The sequence below is a fragment of the Streptomyces sp. NPDC044044 genome (assembly GCF_056434405.1).
The window spans coordinates 314,957-336,926 of sequence record NZ_JBWKFG010000010.1; the positions used below are offsets into that span (position 1 = coordinate 314,957).

The window sequence follows — 21,970 nt, forward strand, 5'->3', positions numbered from 1 at the left end:
CCCCATCGCCTAGCGGAACAGAATCCGGCGTACGGGACCCCGGGCGAGGGCAGGCACCAGTTTCAGCGCCTCCTCGGCGGCCTCGTTCAGGCCCGACGCGCGGCGCTCGCGTTCGCGCTCCAGCGCGTCGGCCAGCAGGGTCAGCTGCTCCGGCGCCAACTGGCCGAAGGATTCCGGTGGCTCGTCCCGCAGCTCCTTGCTCAGCCGCTCCCGCGCTTCGGTGCTCATAGGGCCTCCCATGACCATGACCGGTACGGATCGTCCCCGAGACTGATGCGAGATTGACTATTAGTCAATAGAGCCGGATCCGGAAGGCGCGCTACCGCGAAACCACCCGTAATCTTGTGCGAATGAAACGTGCAGGCCTCCTTCTTCTCGCCGTCGCCCCGGTCGCCACGGTCGCCGTCTACCTCCTGGGCGGGGACTCGGACAGCGATGCCTCGGGAGCCGACGGGATGCCGTCCGGCACCCAGCGTCCGTACGACAAGGACAAGTCGGCGTCCGAGATCGAGGCCGACGACGAGCTGATCGCGGACCTGCCTCCGGGCCTCGCGGCGCCCGCCAAGAAGGAACTGGCACAGAAGCTCGTGACGAGCGCGGAGAACTCCACGCTGAACTGGCGCGGGCAGTACGGCTACATCGAGGACATCGACGACGGGCACGGCTACACCGCCGGGATCATCGGCTTCTGCACCGGCACGCACGACCTGCTCACCCTCGTCGAGCGGTACACGAAGGACCACCCGGACAACGGCCTCGCCCGCTATCTGCCCGCCCTGCGCAAGGTCGACGGCAGCGAATCGCACGAAGGGCTCGACCCGGGCTTCACCAAGGCCTGGAAGGCCGAAGCCGACGAGCCCGCCTTCCGCGAGGCCCAGAACAGCGCGCGCGACCGCATCTACTTCGACCCCGCGGTCCGCCTCGCCAAGCTCGACGGGCTCGGCACCCTCGGCCAGTTCATCTACTACGACGCGATGGTCCTGCACGGCCCCGGCACAGGACCGCGCGGCTTCTACGGCCTGCGCGAGGCGGCGCTGAAGGAGGCGAACACGCCCGCGCAGGGCGGCAAGGAGAAGGCGTACCTCGACATCTTCCTGGACATCCGCCGCACGGCGATGAAGTCCGAGAAGGCACACCGCGACACGACGCGCGTGGACACGGCGCAGCGGCAGTTCCTCTACGACGGCAATCTGGACCTGAAGACGCCGCTGACCTGGAAGGTGTACGGGGAGACGTACAAGGTTCCGTGACCCGGAAACCCTGAACGTCTCCCCGGGAGCTCAGCCCTTGACGGCTCCCGCGGCCAGGCCCGAGCCCAGCTTCCGGTGCACGATCACGAAGAAGATCATCACCGGCACCGTGACCAGTGTGGAGCTGGCCATGACCGGGCCCCAGGCCGTGGAGTTCTCGCCGAAGAACTGGTAAATGCCCACGGCGGCCGTGTACTTGTCGCTGCCCTTCATGAAGGTGTACGCGAAGACGAACTCGTTCCACGCCGTGATGAAGGCGAAGATCGAGGTCGCGACGAGTCCGGGCGCCACCAGCGGAAGCAGCACCGAACGGAACATCCGGAACCAGGACGCCCCGTCGATGTACGCCGCCTCCTCGACCTCCTTCGGCACGGTCTGCACGAAGCCGCGCAGGGTCCAGATCGCGAAGGGGAGCGAGAGCGCCACGTAGACGATCGTCAGGCCGAGCAGCGAGTTGAGCATGTCGTAGTCCCGCATCTGGATGAAGAGCGGGATGACGAGCGCCTCCAGCGGCACCATCTGCACGATCAGCACCATGATCAGTACGGAGGTGCGGAACCGGAACTTGAAGCGGGCCACCGCGATCGCCGCGAAGAGCGAGAGCACTCCGGCGGCCAGGATCGTGCCGAAGCCGACGAGGGCCGAGTTCAGCAGGTACGTGCCGAAGTTGCCCTTCTCGAACACGTAGGTGAAGTGCTCGAAGCTGATCCCGCTCGGCAGCACGTCCGAACCGCGGGTGATCGCCTTCGGGTCGAGTGCCGTGGAGATCATCCAGTACACGGGGAAGAGCGCGAAGAGCAGGAGCGCGGCGACCGCGACGGGAAGCCCGATGCGTGCGGCGAGTGTGGTGCGACGGACGCTCACAGGTCCTCCTCCCCCTGCCGGAACAGCGTACGGATGTAGACGATCGTGATGGCAAGGAGCAGCAGCGTGAGCAGGACCGCGGCTGCCGCGCCCGTGCCGTAGTCGTTCTTGGCGAAGGCTTGGATGTACGAGAAGACGCCGAGGTTGTAGACCTCTTCGTTGGCTCCGTCGCCGCCCGGCATCAGATAGATCTGAGTGAAGACCTTGAAGTCCCAGATGGTGGAGAGGATGGTCACCACGAGGAAGACGGGCTTGATCGTCGGCACGGTGATCTTCCAGAACCGCTGCCAGGCGTTGGCGCCGTCCAACTCCCCTGCTTCGTAGAGCTCCTTGGGGATCGTCATCAGGCCCGCGAGGACGGTGATGGCGACGAACGGGAAGCCGTGGTGGACGACGTTCAGGGTCGCGATCGCGTAGAACGGCCCCCGCTCGGTGAACCAGTTGGTGGTCTCGGGATCGATGAGCCCCATCGATCCCGCGATCTGGCTGACCATGCCGTCCTGCGGCTGGAAGAGCCAGATCCAGACGTACGTCCCGGTGACGGCGGGCATCGCCCAGGCGGCGAGGACCGCGATGGAACAGATCAGCCGCCAGGCCGGGCCGAGGCGGTTGAGCAGCAGCGCGACGAGCGTGCCGAGCGCGACGGTCAGTCCGACGCAGGCGACCGCGAAGAACGCCGTGTTGGGCAGGACCGTCTTCCACAGGAGTGCGCTGCCGAGCAGGTCCGCGTAGTGGTCGAAGCCGGTGAAGGTGCCCACTCCGCCGCCGAACTTGACGGCGTAGTCCTGCATCGAGAGCTTGCCGACCTGGATCAGCGGCCAGAGCAGCAGGCCCGCGAGGACCAGGAGGGACGGTGCGAGGAGCAGCCACGGCCGGGTGAGGTCGACCAGCTTCTTCTTGCGGAGGGCTGCTGCGTGTTCGGGTCGGATGGCGGGGCGGCGGGCCGTGACGTCCTTCTTCGGCCCGCCGCCGACAAGCGTGTCTTTCACAGTGCCGACTCGCCCCTGCCTACTTGTCCTTGGCGAAGATGGCGTCCATGTCCTTGGCGGCCTTGTCCGCCGCCTCCTGGACGGAGGACTTCCCGGTCAGGATGGACTGCACCATGCCGGGGATGACCTTCGACGCCTGGATCTCGCCGTACGCCTTGGTCTTGGGGACGGTCGCGCCGGCCTCCAGCATCTGCTTGGCGAACGGCTCGACCAGCGGGTCCTTCTTCGCCTCGATCTTCTTCAGCTCGGAGTTCTGACCCGGGAAGTAGTTGGTCTCCTCGGCCCACTTGGCCGCGAAGTCACCGGTGGTCAGCATCTTCACGAACTCCCAGGCGAGGTCCTTCTTGTCCGTGTTGAACGTGGACAGGTAGGAGCCGCCGAGGAACGACTTGCTCATGCCGCCGGTCTGGCCGGGGATCGGCACGGCGGCGAGCTTGCCCTTGAGGTCCGGGTTGGCCTCGACGATGGCCTTCGGGGTCCAGTTCCCGTTGACGGACATGGCGACCTCGCCCTTGCCCCAGGCGTCGCCGACCTCCTTCTCCGTCCAGGTGTTGACCTTGGCCGGGGAGACCTTGTCCTTGGTGGCGAGCCCGGTGTAGAACTCGATGCCCTTGACCGCCTCGGGGGAATTGATCCCCGACTTCCACTTGCCGCCCTGTTCCGTGGCGAGTTCGCCTCCGGCGCCCCAGATGAAGGGGGTGGCGAACATTTCGGCGCCGCCCGCGACCGGGAAGGGAATCATCTTGGGCTCCTTGGCCTTCAGCGTCTTGGCCGCGGACTGGAGCTCCTTCCAGGTGGTCGGTGCCTTCAGGTCGTGCTTCTCGAAGATGTCCTTGCGGTAGACGATGCTGCGTACGCCCGCGTACCACGGCATGCCGTACTGCTTGCCGTCGAGCGTGCCCGCGTCCTTGAGGCCCTCGACGAGGTCGTCGTTGAGACCCGACTTCTTGACCTCGTCGGTCACGTCGACGAGCGCGTCGGTCTCGGCGAACTGCGGCACCCAGGTCGTGCCGACCTCGGCCACGTCCGGGACCTGGTCCGCGCCGCCCTCGATGGCGGTGGTGAACTTCTTCTGCGCGGTGGCCCACTGCTGGTACTCGACGTGGATCTTGGCACCGGTCTTCTTCTGGAACGCCTTCTCGGCCTCCTTGAAGAAGGGCCTGGCGTCGGGGTTGGTCCCCTCCATGATCCATACGGTGAGGGTCTTGCCCTTGCCGTCGGTGGCCTTGTCGCCGCTGTCGCTCCCGTCATCGCTGCCGCATGCCGTCGCGGTCAGTCCGAGCGTCATGGCGATACTTGCCGCGATGACCCGTCGCTTCATACCGGCCCCCTCATGGGTTCGTGCTGGTTCCTGCGCCGATCCGTTCGTGGGAGCGATTGTGGACACAGGGGCTCGGTGCGGTCTAGACCCATTCGGCTAGCGGGGCCGAAACGTAATTTGCGTTGCAAGCAATGCATGTTGCGCACGCTGCAACGCACGGGTACGTCACCGTGGCCCGGAAACGCCACGACGCCCGCCCCAGTCCGGTCGGGGACAAGGCGGGCGTCGCATCAGTTCCGTACGCCGTTGTACGGGACGAATATGGGGTTGTGCCGCAGGGACTAGACCATCAGAGAACGGTCCGTGGGTCGAATCGGCGACGGCAGGTCGCTCGCACCGGTCAGGAATCGGTCCACGCCCCGCGCGGCGGAACGGCCCTCGGCGATCGCCCAGACGATGAGCGACTGCCCGCGGCCCGCGTCACCGGCCACGAAGACACCGGGGACGTTCGTCTGGAACTCGGCGTCGCGGGCGACGTTGCCCCGCTCGTCGAGGTCCAGGGAGAACTGGTCCACCAGACCGTTCTCGCGGTCCGTACCCGTGAAGCCCATCGCAAGCGTGACCAGCTGGGCGGGGATCTTGCGCTCCGTGCCCGGCTTCTGCGTCAGCTTGCCGTCGATGAACTCGACCTCGATGAGGTGCAGGAACTGGACGTTGCCGTCCTCGTCGCCCTCGAAGTGGGTGGTCGAGACGGAGTAGACCCGCTCGCCGCCCTCCTCGTGCGCGGAGGTCACCTTGTACAGCATCGGGAAGGTCGGCCACGGCTGACCCGCCGCCCGCTCCTCGCCCGGACGCGGCATGATCTCCAGCTGCGTCACGGACGCCGCGCCCTGGCGGTGGGCCGTGCCCACGCAGTCCGCGCCGGTGTCGCCGCCGCCGATGACGACGACGTGCTTGCCCTCGGCGGAGACGGGCGTGGTGACGTAGTCGCCCTCCTGGACCTTGTTGGCCAGGGGCAGGTACTCCATCGCCTGGTAGACGCCCTTGAGCTCACGGCCGGGGACCGGGAGGTCGCGTGCCATCGTGGCGCCCGCGGCGATGACCACCGCGTCGTGCCGCTTGCGCAGCTTCACCGCGTCGATGTCGCGGCCGATCTCCACGCCCGTACGGAACTTGGTGCCTTCCGCGCGCATCTGCTCGATACGGCGGTTGATGTGGCGCTTCTCCATCTTGAACTCGGGGATGCCGTAGCGCAGGAGGCCGCCGATGCGGTCCGCGCGCTCGTACACGACGACCGTGTGACCGGCGCGCGTCAGCTGCTGGGCGGCGGCCAGGCCCGCCGGGCCCGAACCGATGACGGCGACCGTCTTGCCGGACAGGCGGTCGGGCGCCTGCGGCAGCACGTCGTTGGCGTCCCAGGCCTTGTCGATGATCGAGACTTCGACGTTCTTGATGGTGACGGCCGGCTGGTTGATGCCGAGCACGCACGCCGACTCACAGGGCGCCGGGCACAGGCGCCCGGTGAACTCCGGGAAGTTGTTCGTGGCGTGCAGCCGCTCGGAGGCGGCCGACCAGTCCTCGCGGTACGCGAAGTCGTTCCACTCGGGGATCAGGTTGCCCAGCGGACAGCCCTGGTGGCAGAACGGGATACCGCAGTCCATGCAGCGCGAGGCCTGCTTGGAGATGATCGGGAGGAGGGAGCCCGGAACGTAGACCTCGTTCCAGTCCTGGACGCGCTCGCCGACCGGGCGGGTCTGCGCGACCTCGCGGCCATGGTTCAAAAAGCCCTTGGGATCAGCCATTGGTCGCCGCCTCCATCATCTTCTCGGTGATCTCGTTCTCCGAGAGACCGTCTCGCTCGGCGGCGTCCTTGGCGGCGAGCACTGCCTTGTACGTGCTGGGGATGATCCTGCTGAAGCGCTCCACGGCGGTGTCCCACTCGGCGAGCAGCTTCTCGGCGACGGTCGAGCCCGTCTCCTCCTGGTGGCGGCGCACGACGTCGTGCAGCCACTGCTTGTCGGAGTCGTCCAGGGCCTCGACGGCACCCAGATTGCCGGGGTTGACGTTGTCCCGGTCGAGGTCGATGACGTACGCGATGCCGCCGGACATACCGGCCGCGAAGTTGCGTCCTGTCTCGCCGAGGACCACCGCGTGGCCACCGGTCATGTACTCGCAGCCGTGGTCGCCCACGCCCTCGGACACGACCGTCGCGCCGGAGTTGCGGACGCAGAACCGCTCGCCCGTGCGGCCACGGAGGAACAGCTCGCCGCCGGTCGCGCCGTACGCGATGGTGTTGCCCGCGATCGTCGAGTACTCGGCGAGGTGGTCGGCGCCGCGGTCCGGGCGGACGATGACGCGGCCGCCGGAGAGGCCCTTGCCGACGTAGTCGTTGGCGTCGCCCTCCAGGCGCAGGGTCACACCGCGCGGCACGAACGCGCCGAACGACTGGCCCGCCGAGCCGGTGAAGGTGATGTCGATGGTGTCGTCGGGCAGGCCCGCGCCACCGAACTTCTTCGTCACCTCGTGGCCGAGCATGGTGCCGACCGTGCGGTTGATGTTGCGGATCGCGACCTGGGCGCGGACCGGCTGGGCGTCGGTCGCGCTGGAGGCGGAGAGCGCGTCGGCGGCGAGCTTGATCAGCTCGTTGTCGAGCGCCTTCTCCAGGCCGTGGTCCTGGACCGCGATCTGGTGGCGCACGGCGCCGCCGGGCAGCGAGGGCACGTGGAAGAGGGGCTCCAGGTCGAGGCCCTGCGCCTTCCAGTGGTTGACGGCGCGCTCGGTGTCGAGGAGTTCGGCGTGGCCGACGGCCTCCTCGATGGTGCGGAAGCCGAGCTCGGCGAGGATCTCGCGGACCTCTTCGGCGATGAACTCGAAGAAGTTGACGATGTACTCGGCCTTGCCGGAGAACCGCTCGCGCAGCGCCGGGTTCTGCGTGGCGATGCCGACCGGGCAGGTGTCCAGGTGGCAGACGCGCATCATGACGCAGCCGGAGACGACGAGCGGCGCGGTCGCGAAACCGAACTCCTCGGCGCCGAGCAGCGCGGCGATGACGACGTCACGGCCGGTCTTGAGCTGGCCGTCGGTCTGGACGACGATGCGGTCGCGCAGGCCGTTGAGCAGCAGCGTCTGCTGGGTCTCGGCGAGGCCGAGCTCCCAGGGACCGCCCGCGTGCTTGAGCGAGGTGAGCGGGGATGCGCCCGTACCGCCGTCGTGACCCGAGATGAGCACGACATCGGCGTGCGCCTTGGAGACACCCGCGGCGACCGTGCCGACGCCGACCTCGGAGACCAGCTTCACGTGAATCCGCGCCTGCGGGTTCGCGTTCTTCAGGTCGTGGATCAGCTGGGCCAGGTCCTCGATGGAGTAGATGTCGTGGTGCGGCGGCGGGGAGATCAGGCCCACGCCCGGCGTCGAGTGACGCGTCTTGGCGACCCACGGGTAGACCTTGTGTCCTGGCAGCTGGCCGCCCTCGCCGGGCTTGGCGCCCTGGGCCATCTTGATCTGGATGTCGTCCGCGTTGACCAGGTACTCGGAGGTCACACCGAAGCGGCCGGATGCGACCTGCTTGATGGACGAGCGGCGGGCCGGGTCGTAGAGGCGGTCCGCGTCCTCGCCGCCCTCACCGGTGTTGGACTTGCCGCCCAGCTGGTTCATGGCGATGGCGAGGGTCTCGTGCGCCTCGCGGGAGATCGAGCCGTACGACATGGCGCCGGTCGAGAACCGCTTGACGATGTCGGCGGCCGACTCGACCTCGTCGATGGAGATCGAGGGGCGGTCCGACTTCAGGTTGAACAGGCCGCGCAGCGTCATGAGGCGCTCGGACTGCTCGTTCACGCGGTCCGTGTACTTCTTGAAGATGTCGTAGCGGCGGTTGCGCGTGGAGTGCTGCAGGCGGAAGACCGTCTCCGGGTCGAAGAGGTGCGGCTCGCCCTCGCGGCGCCACTGGTACTCACCGCCTATGTCGAGCGCGCGGTGCGCCGACGCGATGCCGGAGACCGGGTACGCCTTGGCGTGCCGGGCGGCGACCTCCTGGGCGACGACGTCGATGCCGACTCCGCCGATCTTGGAGGTCGTGCCGACGAAGTACTTCGCGACGAAGTTCTCCTGGAGGCCGACGGCCTCGAAGACCTGCGCGCCGCGGTAGGAGGCGACGGTCGAGATGCCCATCTTGGACATGACCTTCAGGACGCCCTTGCCGAGCGCGTAGATCAGGTTCCGGATGGCCTGCTCGGCCTCCATGCCGGGCAGGAAGGTCCCGGCGCGGACGAGGTCCTCGACGGACTCCATGGCGAGGTACGGGTTGACCGCCGCGGCGCCGTAGCCGATGAGGAGGGCCACGTGGTGGACCTCGCGGACGTCGCCCGCCTCGACGAGCAGGCCCACCTGGGTGCGCTGCTTCGTGCGGATGAGGTGGTGGTGGACGGCCGCGGTGAGCAGCAGCGAGGGGATCGGCGCGTGCTCGGCGTCGGAGTGCCGGTCGGAGAGCACGATCAGGCGGGCGCCTGCCTCTATGGCGGCGTCGGCCTCGGTGCAGATCTCCTCGATACGGGCGGCGAGGGCGTCGCCGCCGCCGCTGACGCGGTAGAGACCGGAGAGGGTCGCGGCCGTCATGCCGGGCATGTCGCCGTCGGCGTTGATGTGGATGAGCTTGGCGAGCTCGTCGTTGTCGATCACCGGGAAGGGCAGCGTGACGCTGCGACAGGTCGCGGCGGTCGGCTCCAGGATGTTGCCCTGCGGGCCCAGCGAGGAGTGCAGCGAGGTGACGAGCTCTTCACGGATGGCGTCAAGCGGCGGGTTGGTGACCTGCGCGAACAGCTGCGTGAAGTAGTCGAAGATCAGCCGCGGGCGCTCGGAGAGGGCCGCGATCGGCGTGTCCGTGCCCATGGAGCCGAGCGGCTCGCCGCCGGACTTGGCCATCGGCGCGAGGATGATGCGCAGCTCTTCCTCGGTGTAGCCGAAGGTCTGCTGGCGGCGCGTGACGGAGGCGTGCGTGTGCACGATGTGCTCGCGCTCGGGCAGGTCGGAGAGCTCAATCTCGCCGGCTTCCAGCCACTCCTGGTACGGGTTCTCCGCGGCGAGGGCGGCCTTGATCTCGTCGTCCTCGACGATGCGGTGCTCGGCGGTGTCGACGAGGAACATCCGGCCGGGCTGCAGGCGGCCCTTGCGGACGACCTTCGCGGGGTCGATGTCGAGGACGCCGACCTCGGAGCCGAGGACGACGAGTCCGTCGTCGGTGACCCAGTAGCGCCCCGGACGCAGGCCGTTGCGGTCGAGAACGGCGCCGACCTGGGTGCCGTCGGTGAAGGTGACACAGGCCGGGCCGTCCCAGGGCTCCATCATCGTGGAGTGGTACTGGTAGAAGGCGCGGCGGGCCGGGTCCATCGAGCCGTGATTCTCCCACGCCTCGGGGATCATCATCAGGACCGAGTGCGGAAGCGAACGTCCACCGAGGTGGAGGAGTTCGAGCACCTCGTCGAAGGACGCCGAGTCGGACGCGTCCGGCGTACAGATCGGGAAGACGCGGTCGAGCTTGTCGGTGCTGCGCTCGCCGGCGGAGGCGAACAGGTCGGAGGCGAGCTGCGACTCGCGCGCCCGCATCCAGTTCCGGTTGCCCTTGACCGTGTTGATCTCGCCGTTGTGCGCGACGAAGCGGTAGGGGTGCGCGAGCGGCCAGCTCGGGAACGTGTTCGTGGAGAAGCGCGAGTGGACGAGCGCGACGGCCGTGGCGAAACGGCGGTCGGACAGGTCGGGGAAGAACGGCTCCAGCTGGCCGGTGGTGAGCATGCCCTTGTAGACGATGGTCCGGGCGGAGAGCGAGGGGAAGTACGTCCCTGCCTCACGCTCGGCGCGCTTGCGCAGGACGAAGGCCTTGCGGTCGAGCGCGACGCCGGTGCTCTCGCCGTCGGCCACGAAGATCTGCCGGAAGACCGGCATCGTCGAGCGTGCGGTGGCTCCGAGCAGCTCGGGGGCGACGGGAACGTCGCGCCAGCCGAGGACCGTCAGGCCTTCCTCGGAAGCGATCGTCTCGATCTGCGAGACGGCGGCATCGGTCGTGCCCGCCGTGTCGACCGGCAGGAAGGCGATGCCGACGGCGTACGCGCCGGCCTCGGGGAGCGCGAAGCCGGTGACATCGCGCAGAAAGGCGTCCGGGACCTGGAGCAGGATTCCGGCGCCGTCGCCGGAGTCGGGCTCGGAGCCGGTGGCACCACGGTGTTCGAGATTGCGCAGTACGGTCAGCGCCTGTTCGACCAGCTCATGGCTGGCTACACCGGTGAGGGTGGCCACGAACCCGACACCACAGGCGTCGTGCTCGTTACGGGGGTCGTACATGCCCTGAGGGGCGGGGCGACCGTCCATGGGCGACCAGGCGTGCGTACGCATTGGCTCTCCCGTCGTCGTCGTGGCATAGGCAAAAAGCGAGGGACGACGTTGGCCCAGGCAAAATTTCGTGCAGGTTACATGATGGAACGCTTCTCGAAAAGCGGATAGCTCATTCCACCATGTGGACATCGCTCAAAGGTGTGGAGAGCGACAAGGAGAGGACCAATGCGGACAGATCCATGACCGAGGGCCCGAGAGCGGCACAGGCCTCATTGCCCGCAGCGCTTACGGCTCATGCCCGGTGGTTAAGGACTCGAAACCGCCGAGTAACGACTACTTATGCATGGCCCCGCATAGGACTGCAAGGGTTCATCCTACGGCGGTACCGAACAAGCTGCCCAGGGCGTACGTCACACCGGCCGCGGCGCCACCGAGCGCGAGCTGCCGGAGTCCGCTGAACCACCAGGAACGCGCGGTCACCTTCGCCACGACGGCACCGCAGGCGAAGAGCCCGATCAGGGCGAGGAGCAGCGCCGGCCAGAACGTGTCGGCGCCGAGCAGATACGGCAGCACGGGAAGCAGGGCGCCGAGCGCGAAGGCGCCGAAGGAGGAGACCGCGGCGACGGTCGGCGAGGGCAGATCGCCGGGATCGATGCCCAGCTCCTCGCGCGCGTGGATCTCCAGGGCCTGCTCGGGGTCCTTGGACAGCTGCTTGGCGACCTCGCGGGCGAGCTTCGGCTCGACACCGCGCGACTCGTACAGCGCGGCGAGCTCCTTCTCCTCGTCCGCGGGGTGCTTGCGCAACTCCCGCCGCTCCACGTCGAGTTCGGCCTGGACGAGCTCACGCTGCGAGGCGACGGAGGTGTACTCGCCCGCCGCCATGGAGAAGGCGCCCGCGGCGAGGCCGACCAGGCCCGTGACGACGATGGTCTGCTGCGAGACGGCTCCGCCCGCGACACCGGTCATCAGGGCCAGGTTGGACACCAGGCCGTCCATCGCGCCGAAGACGGCGGGGCGCAGCCAGCCGCCGTTGACGTCGCGGTGGGTGTGGTTGTCGCGATGTGCCTCGTGCAGCGTCGCTTCGGTCTCGATGATCGCCATGATGGGCCCCCTCAGTGCTTGGACGATCTCGAAAGTACGCGCGAAAAATCGCTCTCGCCAGCAAGGAAGGCCGTACTTACCTGCGTGAACGCGAGGTCCTCGAACCGGTGAACACGGGTTCCTCGAACCGGTGATCGCATGGGTCGGAGGGGTGACTTCGGTGTCCCGGATGCTCGCGTCGGGGGTGCCGCGTGGCAGGGATGCAGACAGAGACGCAGGCAGACGCAGCCAGCGACTGCAGGCACACGTCTCGGCACCAGGAGGCACAGCATGACGGGCTTGACCGGTGTGACTGGAGTGACCGGAACGACCGGAGTGGCCGGGGCAACCGGAACGACCGGAACGACCGGAGCGACCGGAGTGACCGGCCTGAGAGAGCGGGCGCGCGGCGCGCTTCTCGGCCTCGCGGTCGGCGACGCGCTGGGCGCGCCCGCCGAGAACATGAAGCCGTCGGAGATCCGCCGCCGTTGGGGACGCATCACCGGGTACGTCGCCGAACATCCGGCGGGCACGGACGACACCGAGTACGCGATCTTCTCGGGGCTCCTCCTCGCCCGGCACGGCTCCGCGCTCACCGTCGCGCATGTCGAGGCGGCCTGGCACGAGTGGATCGCGGACCTCGACGAAGGACCCTTCCGCGGCGCGGGCTTCAGCGAACGCGGCACGCTGGAGAACCTGCGCCGTGGCCTCGCGGCGCCCATCTCGGCGCAGCACCGGCACGCGTGGAGCGACGGCCTCGCGATGCGGGCCGCCCCGTTCGGGGTCTTCGCCCCGGGCCGGCCGGCCGAAGCGGCCCGGCTCGTCGCGATCGACGGCTCGGTCAGCCATGACGGCGAGGGCATCTACGGCGGGCAGGCGGTGGCCGCGGGGGTCGCGGCCGCGATGGGCGGGGCGCCGGTGCACTCCGTGGTGGCCGCGGCCCTGTCCGTCATCCCGATGGACTGCTGGACGTCCCGTTCGCTGCGGCGGGCGGTGGCGGTGGCCCACCGCGGCGAACGCGCGGTCCGCTCCGCGGTGGTGATCGGCGGCTACCCCTGGACCGACCTCGCCCCCGAGGCGGTGGGGCTCGCCTTCGGGGCGTACGCGGCGGCCTCCGGCCGGTTCCCGGAGGCGGTGCTGACCGCCGTCAACATGGGCCGGGACGCGGACACCACCGCGGCGGTGGCGGGCGCGCTGGCCGGTGCCACCTGCGGTGCCTCGGTGATTCCACCGCCGTGGGCGGCCGCGATCGGGCCTGCGCGGGGCAGTTGCCTCCCCTCGATGCGGGGGCAGCACGTGCTGGACGTCGCGGAACTGCTTGTTTCCGACCGGGGGGTCTCATGAGCGGCGACGAGCCTGCCACGTCGTGGCCTGGGGCCGCCTCGCCCGAGGACAAGCCCGCCGCTTCGCGGCGGATCTCTCCCGGCCACCCACCCGTTCACCCCGCAGCGGCTCCCGCTGCCGAGGCCCCCGCCGCCCCCGCCGTGGGCAGGCGTTCCGCTGGGCGGGACGGGTGGGCACAGCCCTTGATGCCGGGTCCGGATGAACCAGGCGCTCGGCAGATCGAGGGCCTGCTGCTGGGCCTGGCAGCAGGCGACGCCGCCGGTTGGCCCGCGGCCAGGCACCGCGCCGCCCGCATGCCCGAGTGGACCCGCAGACTGACCCGCGAACTGGACACCTTCGCCGAGCAGAACGCCACCACCACCCTCCCCGTACCCATCGCCCTGAACCAACCCCCGGAGCCCCTCCGCCTCGGCCCGTCCGACGACGCCGAATGGGCGGCCTTCACCGCCCAGGCACTGCTCCGCGCAGCGGATGGAGGCCCCCTCAGCGCCAAGCTGAGCCCCGACCGCCGCATGCGCGCAGCCCTGGACCGCGCCTGGAACAACCTCGCGGGAGCAATCGCCGCCGCAGCGGCCCGCGCCCCCGAGGTCGAGTCCGCCGTACTCCCCCTCCGCGCCCGCATCTCCGTCCGCGCGGGCCTCGGCAACCTCGCCGCAGGCCTGCGCCCACCCGCCACCGGTCACGACAACCCCCACTTCTTCGACGACGCCGCCTGCGTACGCGCCTGCGTCCTCGCCCTGGTCCACCCGGGCGACCCCGAACAGGCCGCCGCACTGGCCGAGTTCGACGCCCGCTACACCCAGGACGGCGACGGCGTGCACGGCGCCCGCGCCATGGCCGCGGCGATCGCGGCGGCACTCGGCGGCTGGGACGTCGACGCGACGGTGGACGCCGCCCTGGCCCAGCTCCCCGAGCACACCGAGATCGGCCGCAACGCCTGGCACGCCGTCAAACTCGCCCGCACCCAGGCGGAGGAGGACGGCGCTTTCGGCCTCGTCCCCCTCCTGGAGCACCAGATCGTCGACCACGTCTACAGCTACGGCATCGCCGCCGCCGAGACCGTCCCGGTCGCCCTCGCCCTGACCACCGCGGCCCGCGGCCGCATCCGCGACGCCGTGCCCGCCGCCGCCTGCCTCTCCCGCGTCGCCGACTCCGCACCCGCCCTGGCCGGCGCGCTGACCGGTGCGCTCGGCACGGCCTCCGCCATCCCCGAGGCCTGGCGCGACGCCTGCCGCACCCTCTCCGGGTGCGCCCTCCCCCGCCTCGCGGGCACGGACCTGGTGGAACTCGCCGGGCGCCTGGCAGCCACGGAACTGACCACTCCGGGAGGACAATTCCGACATGACGCCATCAACACCCCGGACACGCCCCGCTGAACTGCCCCCCACCGACCTGCCTCTCCCCGACCGCATCACCGCCTGCCTGGTCGGAGCCGCCGTCGGCGACGCCATCGGCGGCCCGGTCGAGGGCTACTCCCCCGAGCAGATCGTCGAACGGCACGGCGGTCGCGTACACGGCATCGTCGGACCCTGGAACGGCGACCGCTGGCGCACCGCCCGCCCCATCGCGCCGTACCACAAGGGCGACGGGAACGTCACCGACGACACCTTGATGACGCACGCGCTCATCCGCGTGTACGCCGCCGTCCGCGACCACTTGGACGCCTACGCGGTCGCCGACCACCTGGTCCCCGACCTCATGACGAACCCCCGCTGGATCCCCGAACTCGAATCGGAGACGATCCCCCTCCACCGGATCTTCCTCGCCGAGAAGTGGATCGTCGCCCGCATCCACTACGGCCACGTCGACCCGCGCGAGGCGGGCACCGGCAACATCGTCAACTGCGGTGCGGCGATGTACATGGCGCCGGTCGGCCTGGTCAACGCCGCGAACCCGGAGGGTGCGTACGCCGAGGCCCTCGACATCGCGGGCGCGCACCAGTCGTCGTACGGACGTGAGGCGGCGGCGGTCTTCGCGGCGGCGGTGGCTGCGGCGTGCGCGCCGGGCGCGACGCCCACCTCGGTGATCGACACCGCCCTCTCCCTCGCGAAGGACGGAACGCGGGCCGCGATCGAATCGGTGGCCGAAGTCGCCGCCCACTACCGGGACTTCGAGTCGGCGCTGGTCCCCCTGCGCACCGCCGTCACCCCCTTCGACACGGTCGGCACGGACTACCGCGCCCCGTCCCTCGGCGCACGCCGCCCCTCCCGCCTGCACGCCATCGAGGAACTCCCGATCGCGCTCGGCATGCTCCTGGTGGGCGACGGCGACTACCGCCACACGGTCCTCGGCTCGGTCAACTACGGCCGCGACTGCGACTCCATCGCCACGATGAGCGGCGCGATCGCGGGCGCTCTGGGCTCGGGCGCACCGCCCGAGTGGTCGAAGACGGTCGCGGAGGCGAGCCGCCTGGACCTGCACGCCCCCGCGAGGACGCTCACGGAGGTCACCCAGGAGATCTTCACCCGCGACGTACGGCGCCGCCGCGCCCACGAGTCGGCGTACGCGACCCTGACGGCCACCCCATGATCCGCCTCACCTGGGTCCAGCCGGAGGACTTGGTGGGCCACGAACTCCGCCAGGCGCAGGAGGAGGGCAAGGACACCAGCGCGATCCAATCCCGCTGGCTGACAGCGGGCGGCCACCTGGCCCCGGCAAGAGCGGGCGCGTCCCCGACCTCACCTTCTCCACAGCTAAGGGCTCTCGCGGAGGACCTACTGGCCGAGCTGTCCCAACTCCCCCCGTTGTGGGCAGGCGTTCCGCAGGGCGCCACCCACCAGCCCGCGCCGGAGAACAAGGCCCCGCTACAGGCGGTTTCGGGAAGGGGCGGGACCGGGGAAAAGGAAGCCCTCCGTCACCGCCTGCACGCAGCCTGGCTGGGCAGAGCGGCAGGCTGTCTCCTGGGCAAACCAGTGGAGAAGCTCCCCCTCGACGCCATCAGAAGCCTCGCCAAGGCAACCGGCAACTGGCCCCTCACCACCTGGTTCACGGAAAAGGGCCTCCCCCCGGAACTCACAGCGGCCCACCCCTGGAACAAGCGCTCCGCGCACACCTCCCTCGCCGAAAACATCGACGGCATGCCCGAGGACGACGACCTCAACTACCCCCTTCTCAACCTCCGCCTCCTCCAACGCCACGGCAGCGACTTCACCACCACGGACGTGGCGAAGCTCTGGCTGGACGAGCTCCCCGCGGCCCGCACCTTCACCGCCGAACGCATCGCCTACCGCAACCTCCTCAACGGCATCGAGCCCCCGCACACCGCCACCCACCACAATCCCTTCCGCGAATGGATCGGCGCCCTGATCCGCGCCGACGTCCACGGCTGGACGCACCCCGGCGCCCCCACGGCGGCAGCCGACAGCGCGTACCGCGACGCGTGCCTCACGCACACCGCCAACGGCGTGTACGGCGCGATGTTCGCGGCGGCCACCATCGCAGAGGCGGCGGCAGGCACCGGAGACGTCCACCACTGCCTCCGCACGGGCCTCACCGTCGTACCGCAGGACTCGCGCCTGGCCCGAGCGGTACGTCACGGCATCCAACTGTCCGCGAGAACAGCGGACTTCGACCAAGTGGTCGACGAGCTGCACGCCGCCTACGGCCACCACCACTGGGTACACGTCATCCCCAACGCCGCCCTCCTGTCCGCCGCCCTCACCCACGCCGAAGGCGACTTCACCGGCTCCATCACCCGCGCGGTCTCCGGCGGCTGGGACACCGACTCGAACGGCGCGACCGCGGGCTCGATCGCGGGCCTGCTCGCGGGCCACCCGGACACGCTGCCCGACCGCTGGACAGCCCCCCTCAAGAACCGCCTCGCCAGCTCCGTCCCCGGCTTCGACGGCACCGGCTTCGACACCCTCGCGGACCTCACCACCGAACTGGCCCTCACCACCGAATTCGCCCAGGAGATCCAGGAGACCCCCCGCCCATGACCCACATCGCCGTGCTCGGCAGCACGAACATGGACCTCGTCGCGTACGTCGCCAAGGCCCCGCAGCGCGGAGAGACCGTCACCGGGCGCGAGTTCCGTACGCTCCCCGGCGGCAAGGGCGCCAACCAGGCCGTCGCGGCGGCCCGCGCGGGCGCCGACGCCGTGTCGATGATCGGCGCGGTCGGCGCCGACGCCTTCGGGACGCAGTTGCGCGCCGCACTCGAGCACTCCGGAGTCGACACCGACCTGCTGCGCACCGTCGACACCGCGCCCACCGGCACCGCGCACATCGTGGTCGACGACGAGGGCGGCAACGCGATCGTCGTCATCCCCGGCGCCAACGGCACGCTCACCGCGCTCGCCCCCGGAGACGAGGGCCTGATCACCTCCGCCGACACCCTCCTGCTGCAGTTGGAGACCCCCGTGGAGGGCGTGCTCGCCGCCGCGCAGGCCGCGCGCAGGCACGGCGTACGCACCATCCTCACCCCGGCTCCCGCGCGGCCGCTCTCCCCCGAACTCCTCTCCTCCATCGACCTGTTGGTGCCGAACGAGCACGAGGCCACCACCCTCACCGGCCTGACCGACCCACGGGCCGCCGCCCACGCGCTCCTCTCCCAGGTCCCCGAAGTCGTCGTCACGCTCGGCGCGCGCGGCAGCCTGTACGCGGCCCGGGGCGCGGAGCCGGTCATGGTGGAGGCCCCGCACGTCACCGCCGTGGACACGACCGGCGCGGGCGACACGTTCGTCGGCACCCTCGCGGTGGCACTGGCCGAGGGCGGCTCCGTGCCGGACGCGCTCGCGTGGGCGTCGTCGGCGGCCGCGCTCTCCGTGCAGCGTCCGGGAGCTTCGGCGTCCATGCCGTTCCGCTCCGAGATCGACACCCAGGCGAACGGAACGGCGTCATGACGGCACCCCTCACCGGCACCACCGCACCCACGGCACCCCTCACCGGCCTCCGCGTCCTCGACCTTGCGACGCTCTTCGCGGGCCCGCTCGCCGCCACGATGCTCGGCGACTTCGGCGCGGAGGTCATCAAGGTCGAGCACCCGCGCAAGCCCGACCCGTCCCGCGGACACGGCCCGTCGAAGGACGGTGTCGGCCTGTGGTGGAAGCTCCTGGGCCGCAACAAGCGCACGATGACGCTCGACCTCTCCGCACCGGGCGGCCGTGAGACCCTCCTGCGCCTGGCCGCCACGGCGGACGTGATCGTCGAGAACTTCCGCCCGGGAACCCTGGAGAAGTGGGACCTCGGCTGGGAGGAGCTGAGCGCGGCCAATCCCCGCCTCGTCCTGACCCGCGTCACGGGCTTCGGCCAGTTCGGCCCGTACTCCCGCCGCCCCGGCTTCGGCACGCTCGCCGAGGCGATGAGCGGCTTCGCCGCGATCACCGGCGAGCCGGACGGGCCGCCGACCCTGCCGCCCTTCGGCCTCGCCGACTCGATCGCGGGTCTCGCGACGGCGTACGCGGTGATGACGGCGCTCGCGGCCCGGGACCGGACGGGCAAGGGCCAGGTGGTGGACATGGCGATCATCGAGCCGATCCTCACGGTCCTCGGCCCGCAGCCGCTCTGGTACGACCAGCTGGGCCACGTGCAGCCCCGCACCGGCAACCGCTCCACGAACAACGCGCCCCGCAACACCTACCGCACGGCGGACGGCAGTTGGGTCGCCGTCTCCACGTCCGCCCAGTCGATCGCGGAGCGCGTGATGCGTCTGGTGGGCCGCCCGGAGCTGATCGCCGAGCCGTGGTTCGCGTCGGGCGCGGACCGCGCGGCCCACGCGGACGTGCTCGACGGGGCGGTCGGCGGCTGGATCGCGCGGCACACGCGCGCCGAGGTGATCGAGGCCTTCGAGAAGGCGGAGGCGGCGGTCGCCCCCATCCAGGACGTACGCGACGTCATGACCGACCCCCAGTACGCGGCCCTGGACAGCGTCACCACGGTCGACGACCCGGAGCTCGGCCCGCTGTGCATGCAGAACGTCCTCTTCCGCCTCTCCGAGACCCCGGGCTCGATCGGCTGGGCGGGGCGCCCTCACGGAGCGGACACCGAGGCCGTGCTGACCGAACTGGGCCTGACGGGGCGCGAGATCACGGGCCTGCGCGAGGCGGGCGCGCTATGAAGGACACGCCGCTGACCTGGCTGTACGCGCCCGGAGACCGGCCGTCCGTCGTCGCGAAGGCGCTGCTCGCTGGCGCCGACGCCGTCATCGTCGACCTGGAGGACGCGGTCGGCCCCGACCGCAAGGAGTACGCGCGAGCGGCGACGGCCGAACTGCTCACCGACACCCACGCCGTCCCGGTCCACGTCCGCGTGAACGCCCTGGACGGGCCCCTTGCCGATGCCGACCTCCGGGCGATCGCGCACCTGCCCGGCGTCTGCGGTCTGCGGCTGCCGAAGGTGACCTGTCCCGCCGACGTCGTCCGCGTCGCGGAGCGTGCGGCACCCGCGGACGGCGGCGCCCCCGCCCTGCACGCCCTCATCGAATCGGCCCTGGGCCTGGAGCACGCCTTCGCCATCGCCACCGCGCACCCGGCCCTGCACGGTCTCTCCATCGGCGAGGCGGATCTCCGCTCGGACCTGGGAGTACGTGACGACGCGGGCCTCGACTGGTCCCGCGCGCGCGTGGTGGTGGCGGCGCGGGCTGCGGGCCTGGCACCGCCCGCGCAGTCGGTGTACACCGACATCCGTGACATCGCGGGCCTGACGGCATCCTGCGCGCACGGCCGTTCCCTGGGCTTCCTGGGCCGCGCCGCGATCCACCCCCGTCAGCTCCCCGCCATCGAGCGCGCCTACCTCCCCACCGTGGAGGAGATCGACCACGCCGAGCGGGTCGTCAAGGCGTCCACGACGGAGTCGGGCGCCCTGGCACTCCCGGACGGCACCTTCGTGGACAAGGCCGTGGTGGAGGGGGCGCAGCGAGTCCTGGAGCTCGCGCGGCGGCGCCCCTAGCGATGCGTGGTTCATGGCGATGGGGCCGCCGGATCAGTGATCCGGCGGCCCCATCGACGTACGGAGCGTGGAGCGCGTCAGCCCTTCTTGGCGGACCCGGCTCCGTCCTTGTCCTTGTCCCCTGTGTCCGGAGAGGCGTCGGCTTCGGCTTCGTCGGCCTTGTCCTTGCCCTTGTCCTCCACGTCCTTGCTCAGGGACGGCTTCGTGTCGTCGACCTCCGCGGCTTCCTGACCGGCAGGCACGGGCTCGACGATCTCCTCGCGCCCGGGGCGGGTCCGCGCGGAGAGCACGAAGTACACGACGGCGAGGACGAACACGGCGATGGCGGTCCATACGTTGAGCCGCAGGCCGAGGACGTGGTGCGCGTCGTCGACCCGCATGTACTCGATCCAGCCGCGGCCCGCGCAGTACGACGCCACGTACAGCGCGAACGCCCGGCCGTGTCCCAGCTTGAAGCGGCGGTCGGCCCAGATGACCAGGAAGCCGACACCGATGCACCAGAGCGACTCGTAGAGGAACGTCGGGTGGTACGTGCCGGGGACCCGGCCGTCCTCCGCCGACGTGATCTTCAGCGCCCACGGCAGGTCCGTGGCCTTGCCGTACAGCTCCTGGTTGAACCAGTTGCCCCAGCGGCCGATCGCCTGGGCGAAGGCGATGCCGGGAGCCAGCGCGTCGGCCCAGGCCGGCAGCGGGATGCCGCGCCGGCGACAGCCGATCCAGGCGCCGACCGCGCCGAACGCGATCGCGCCCCAGATACCGAGGCCGCCCTCCCAGATCTTGAAGGCGTCCACCCAGTCACGGCCCTCGCTGAAGTACAGCTGGTAATCCGTGATCACGTGGTAGAGACGCCCGCCGACGAGGCCGAACGGCACGGCCCAGACGGAGATGTCGGCCACGGTGCCTGGGCGGCCTCCGCGAGCGATCCACCGCTTGTTGCCGAGCCAGACGGCGACGAAGACGCCGATGATGATGCAGAACGCGTAGCCGCGCAGCGGAATGGGTCCGAGTTCGACCACACCGCGCGACGGGCTGGGAATGAAGGCAAGGTCCATGGCAGGTCCGACGCTACCGTGCCGGGCGGTGCCCAAGGCAACCAGCCCGGCTACGTCTCCATAACAGGGGCTCGTCGCAGAGGCTCGCGCCAGGCCCGGGAGAGGACTGGGAGAACCTCGGATAGGCCGCTCCGAGGCGCCGCTAGCCCTGGTTGGCTTCCTCCACCTTCGCCTTCAGCTTCGCCGGGGTCAGCGGATTCTTCTGGTCACCGAAGATGTTCTTGCCGTCGAGCAGCACGCTCGGCGTGCCCTGCAGGCCCGCTTCCTGGAATGCCTGGTTCGACTTGTTGGCCCAGCTGTCGTGCTTGCCGTCGTCCACGCACTTCTTGAAGGTGTCGGTGACCAGGCCGTCCACCCCGCCCGCGAGCTCGATCAGCTTGCTGTTCTTGCTGAACGCGTCGTCCGTCTCCGGGGGCTGATTCGTGAACAGCACGTCGTGGTACGGAGTGAACTTCCCGGCGTCCTGGGCGCACGCCGCCGCGTTGGCCGCGCGCAGGGAGCCGGTGCCGCCCATGTTCCCGTCGATGATCGTGGCCAGGTGATACTCGACCTTGAGCTGGCCCTTGTCGGTGAGCTCGTGGATCGTCTTGCGATACGTGTCCTCGAACTGCTTGCAGGCGGGGCAGCGGAAGTCCTCCCAGATGGTGAGGGTGGACTTGGCGCTCTCCTTGCCCACGGGGATCGCGAGCTGATCCTCGCCGCTGGCCCCCTTGGGGGCGGACAAGGGGCCCGAAGTCTCCTTGTCGTCACCCGAGTTGGCAGCGACCAGACCGGCCACGGCGGCGAGGGCGAGCACGCCCACGACGGCGGCACTCACGATCAACACCCTGCGCTGCTTGTCCCGCGACTTCTGCCGCTCTCGCTCTTCCGCCAGCCGGTCGCGGGCCGCGCGCTTTCCCTCACGGTTCTTCTCGCTCACACC

17 protein-coding genes are annotated in these 21,970 nt (G+C 70.1%); 8 read left to right on the top strand and 9 right to left on the bottom strand.

Annotation, left to right across the window (positions count from 1 at the left end):
* Window positions 1–9: 9 nt before the first annotated feature.
* Window positions 10–228: a hypothetical protein gene (locus AC07AG_RS35020; protein WP_478760373.1), complete on the bottom strand. Its 219-nt coding sequence runs from the start codon at window positions 226–228 to the stop codon at window positions 10–12.
* Between the two features lie 122 nt (window positions 229–350).
* Between AC07AG_RS35020 and AC07AG_RS35025 the strand changes: the two genes are divergently transcribed.
* Entirely contained in the window at window positions 351–1,250 is a 900-nt protein-coding gene (locus AC07AG_RS35025; RefSeq protein ID WP_478760375.1) for a chitosanase, read from the top strand.
* A 30-nt stretch (window positions 1,251–1,280) separates the two neighbouring features.
* Here AC07AG_RS35025 and AC07AG_RS35030 read toward each other — a convergent pair whose 3' ends face one another.
* The 6 genes from AC07AG_RS35030 to AC07AG_RS35055 form a co-directional block, all read right to left on the bottom strand.
* The gene (locus AC07AG_RS35030) at window positions 1,281–2,114 is read right to left on the bottom strand and encodes a carbohydrate ABC transporter permease (RefSeq protein ID WP_478760377.1); all 834 of its coding nucleotides are present in this window, start codon (window positions 2,112–2,114) and stop codon (window positions 1,281–1,283) included.
* A complete protein-coding gene (locus AC07AG_RS35035) occupies window positions 2,111–3,103 on the bottom strand; it encodes a carbohydrate ABC transporter permease (RefSeq protein ID WP_478760378.1) in 993 nt (330 codons plus the stop codon). Before AC07AG_RS35035 ends, AC07AG_RS35030 begins: the two co-directional genes overlap by 4 nt.
* Window positions 3,104–3,122: 19 nt before the next feature.
* A complete protein-coding gene (locus AC07AG_RS35040) occupies window positions 3,123–4,424 on the bottom strand; it encodes a sugar ABC transporter substrate-binding protein (protein ID WP_478760380.1) in 1,302 nt (433 codons plus the stop codon).
* Window positions 4,425–4,705: 281 nt separating this feature from the next.
* Window positions 4,706–6,166: a glutamate synthase subunit beta gene (locus AC07AG_RS35045; protein WP_478760382.1), complete on the bottom strand. Its 1,461-nt coding sequence runs from the start codon at window positions 6,164–6,166 to the stop codon at window positions 4,706–4,708.
* Entirely contained in the window at window positions 6,159–10,745 is a 4,587-nt protein-coding gene (gene gltB, locus AC07AG_RS35050) for a glutamate synthase large subunit (protein ID WP_478760384.1), read from the bottom strand. The genes AC07AG_RS35045 and gltB overlap by 8 nt, the downstream gene beginning before the upstream one ends.
* 309 nt (window positions 10,746–11,054) lie before the next feature.
* A complete protein-coding gene (locus AC07AG_RS35055) occupies window positions 11,055–11,786 on the bottom strand; it encodes a VIT1/CCC1 transporter family protein (RefSeq protein ID WP_478760386.1) in 732 nt (243 codons plus the stop codon).
* 270 nt (window positions 11,787–12,056) lie between these two features.
* Here AC07AG_RS35055 and AC07AG_RS35060 point away from each other — a divergent pair, with 270 nt between their 5' ends.
* From AC07AG_RS35060 to AC07AG_RS35090, 7 genes are all read left to right on the top strand, one after another.
* Window positions 12,057–13,109 (top strand): ADP-ribosylglycohydrolase family protein, encoded by a 1,053-nt coding sequence (locus AC07AG_RS35060; protein WP_478760387.1) that lies wholly within the window; start codon window positions 12,057–12,059, stop codon window positions 13,107–13,109.
* Between the two features lie 185 nt (window positions 13,110–13,294).
* On the top strand, window positions 13,295–14,485 hold the full coding sequence (locus tag AC07AG_RS35065; RefSeq protein WP_478760388.1) for an ADP-ribosylglycohydrolase family protein: 1,191 nt from the start codon (window positions 13,295–13,297) through the stop codon (window positions 14,483–14,485).
* Complete coding sequence (locus AC07AG_RS35070; RefSeq protein WP_478760389.1) at window positions 14,451–15,638, top strand: ADP-ribosylglycohydrolase family protein; 1,188 nt, start codon at window positions 14,451–14,453, stop codon at window positions 15,636–15,638. The genes AC07AG_RS35065 and AC07AG_RS35070 overlap by 35 nt, the downstream gene beginning before the upstream one ends.
* On the top strand, window positions 15,635–17,047 hold the full coding sequence (locus AC07AG_RS35075) for an ADP-ribosylglycohydrolase family protein (RefSeq protein ID WP_478760390.1): 1,413 nt from the start codon (window positions 15,635–15,637) through the stop codon (window positions 17,045–17,047). Before AC07AG_RS35070 ends, AC07AG_RS35075 begins: the two co-directional genes overlap by 4 nt.
* Window positions 17,044–17,952: a ribokinase gene (rbsK, locus tag AC07AG_RS35080; protein WP_478760391.1), complete on the top strand. Its 909-nt coding sequence runs from the start codon at window positions 17,044–17,046 to the stop codon at window positions 17,950–17,952. Before AC07AG_RS35075 ends, rbsK begins: the two co-directional genes overlap by 4 nt.
* Entirely contained in the window at window positions 17,949–19,166 is a 1,218-nt protein-coding gene (locus tag AC07AG_RS35085; RefSeq protein WP_478760393.1) for a CaiB/BaiF CoA transferase family protein, read from the top strand. Before rbsK ends, AC07AG_RS35085 begins: the two co-directional genes overlap by 4 nt.
* Entirely contained in the window at window positions 19,163–19,996 is an 834-nt protein-coding gene (locus tag AC07AG_RS35090; RefSeq protein WP_478760394.1) for an HpcH/HpaI aldolase/citrate lyase family protein, read from the top strand. Before AC07AG_RS35085 ends, AC07AG_RS35090 begins: the two co-directional genes overlap by 4 nt.
* A gap of 77 nt (window positions 19,997–20,073) precedes the next feature.
* Here AC07AG_RS35090 and lgt read toward each other — a convergent pair whose 3' ends face one another.
* Entirely contained in the window at window positions 20,074–21,048 is a 975-nt protein-coding gene (gene lgt, locus AC07AG_RS35095) for a prolipoprotein diacylglyceryl transferase (protein WP_478760395.1), read from the bottom strand.
* Window positions 21,049–21,190: 142 nt separating this feature from the next.
* Window positions 21,191–21,967, bottom strand: coding sequence for a DsbA family protein (locus tag AC07AG_RS35100; protein WP_478760397.1), 777 nt, complete (start codon window positions 21,965–21,967; stop codon window positions 21,191–21,193).
* Window positions 21,968–21,970: the final 3 nt, after the last annotated feature.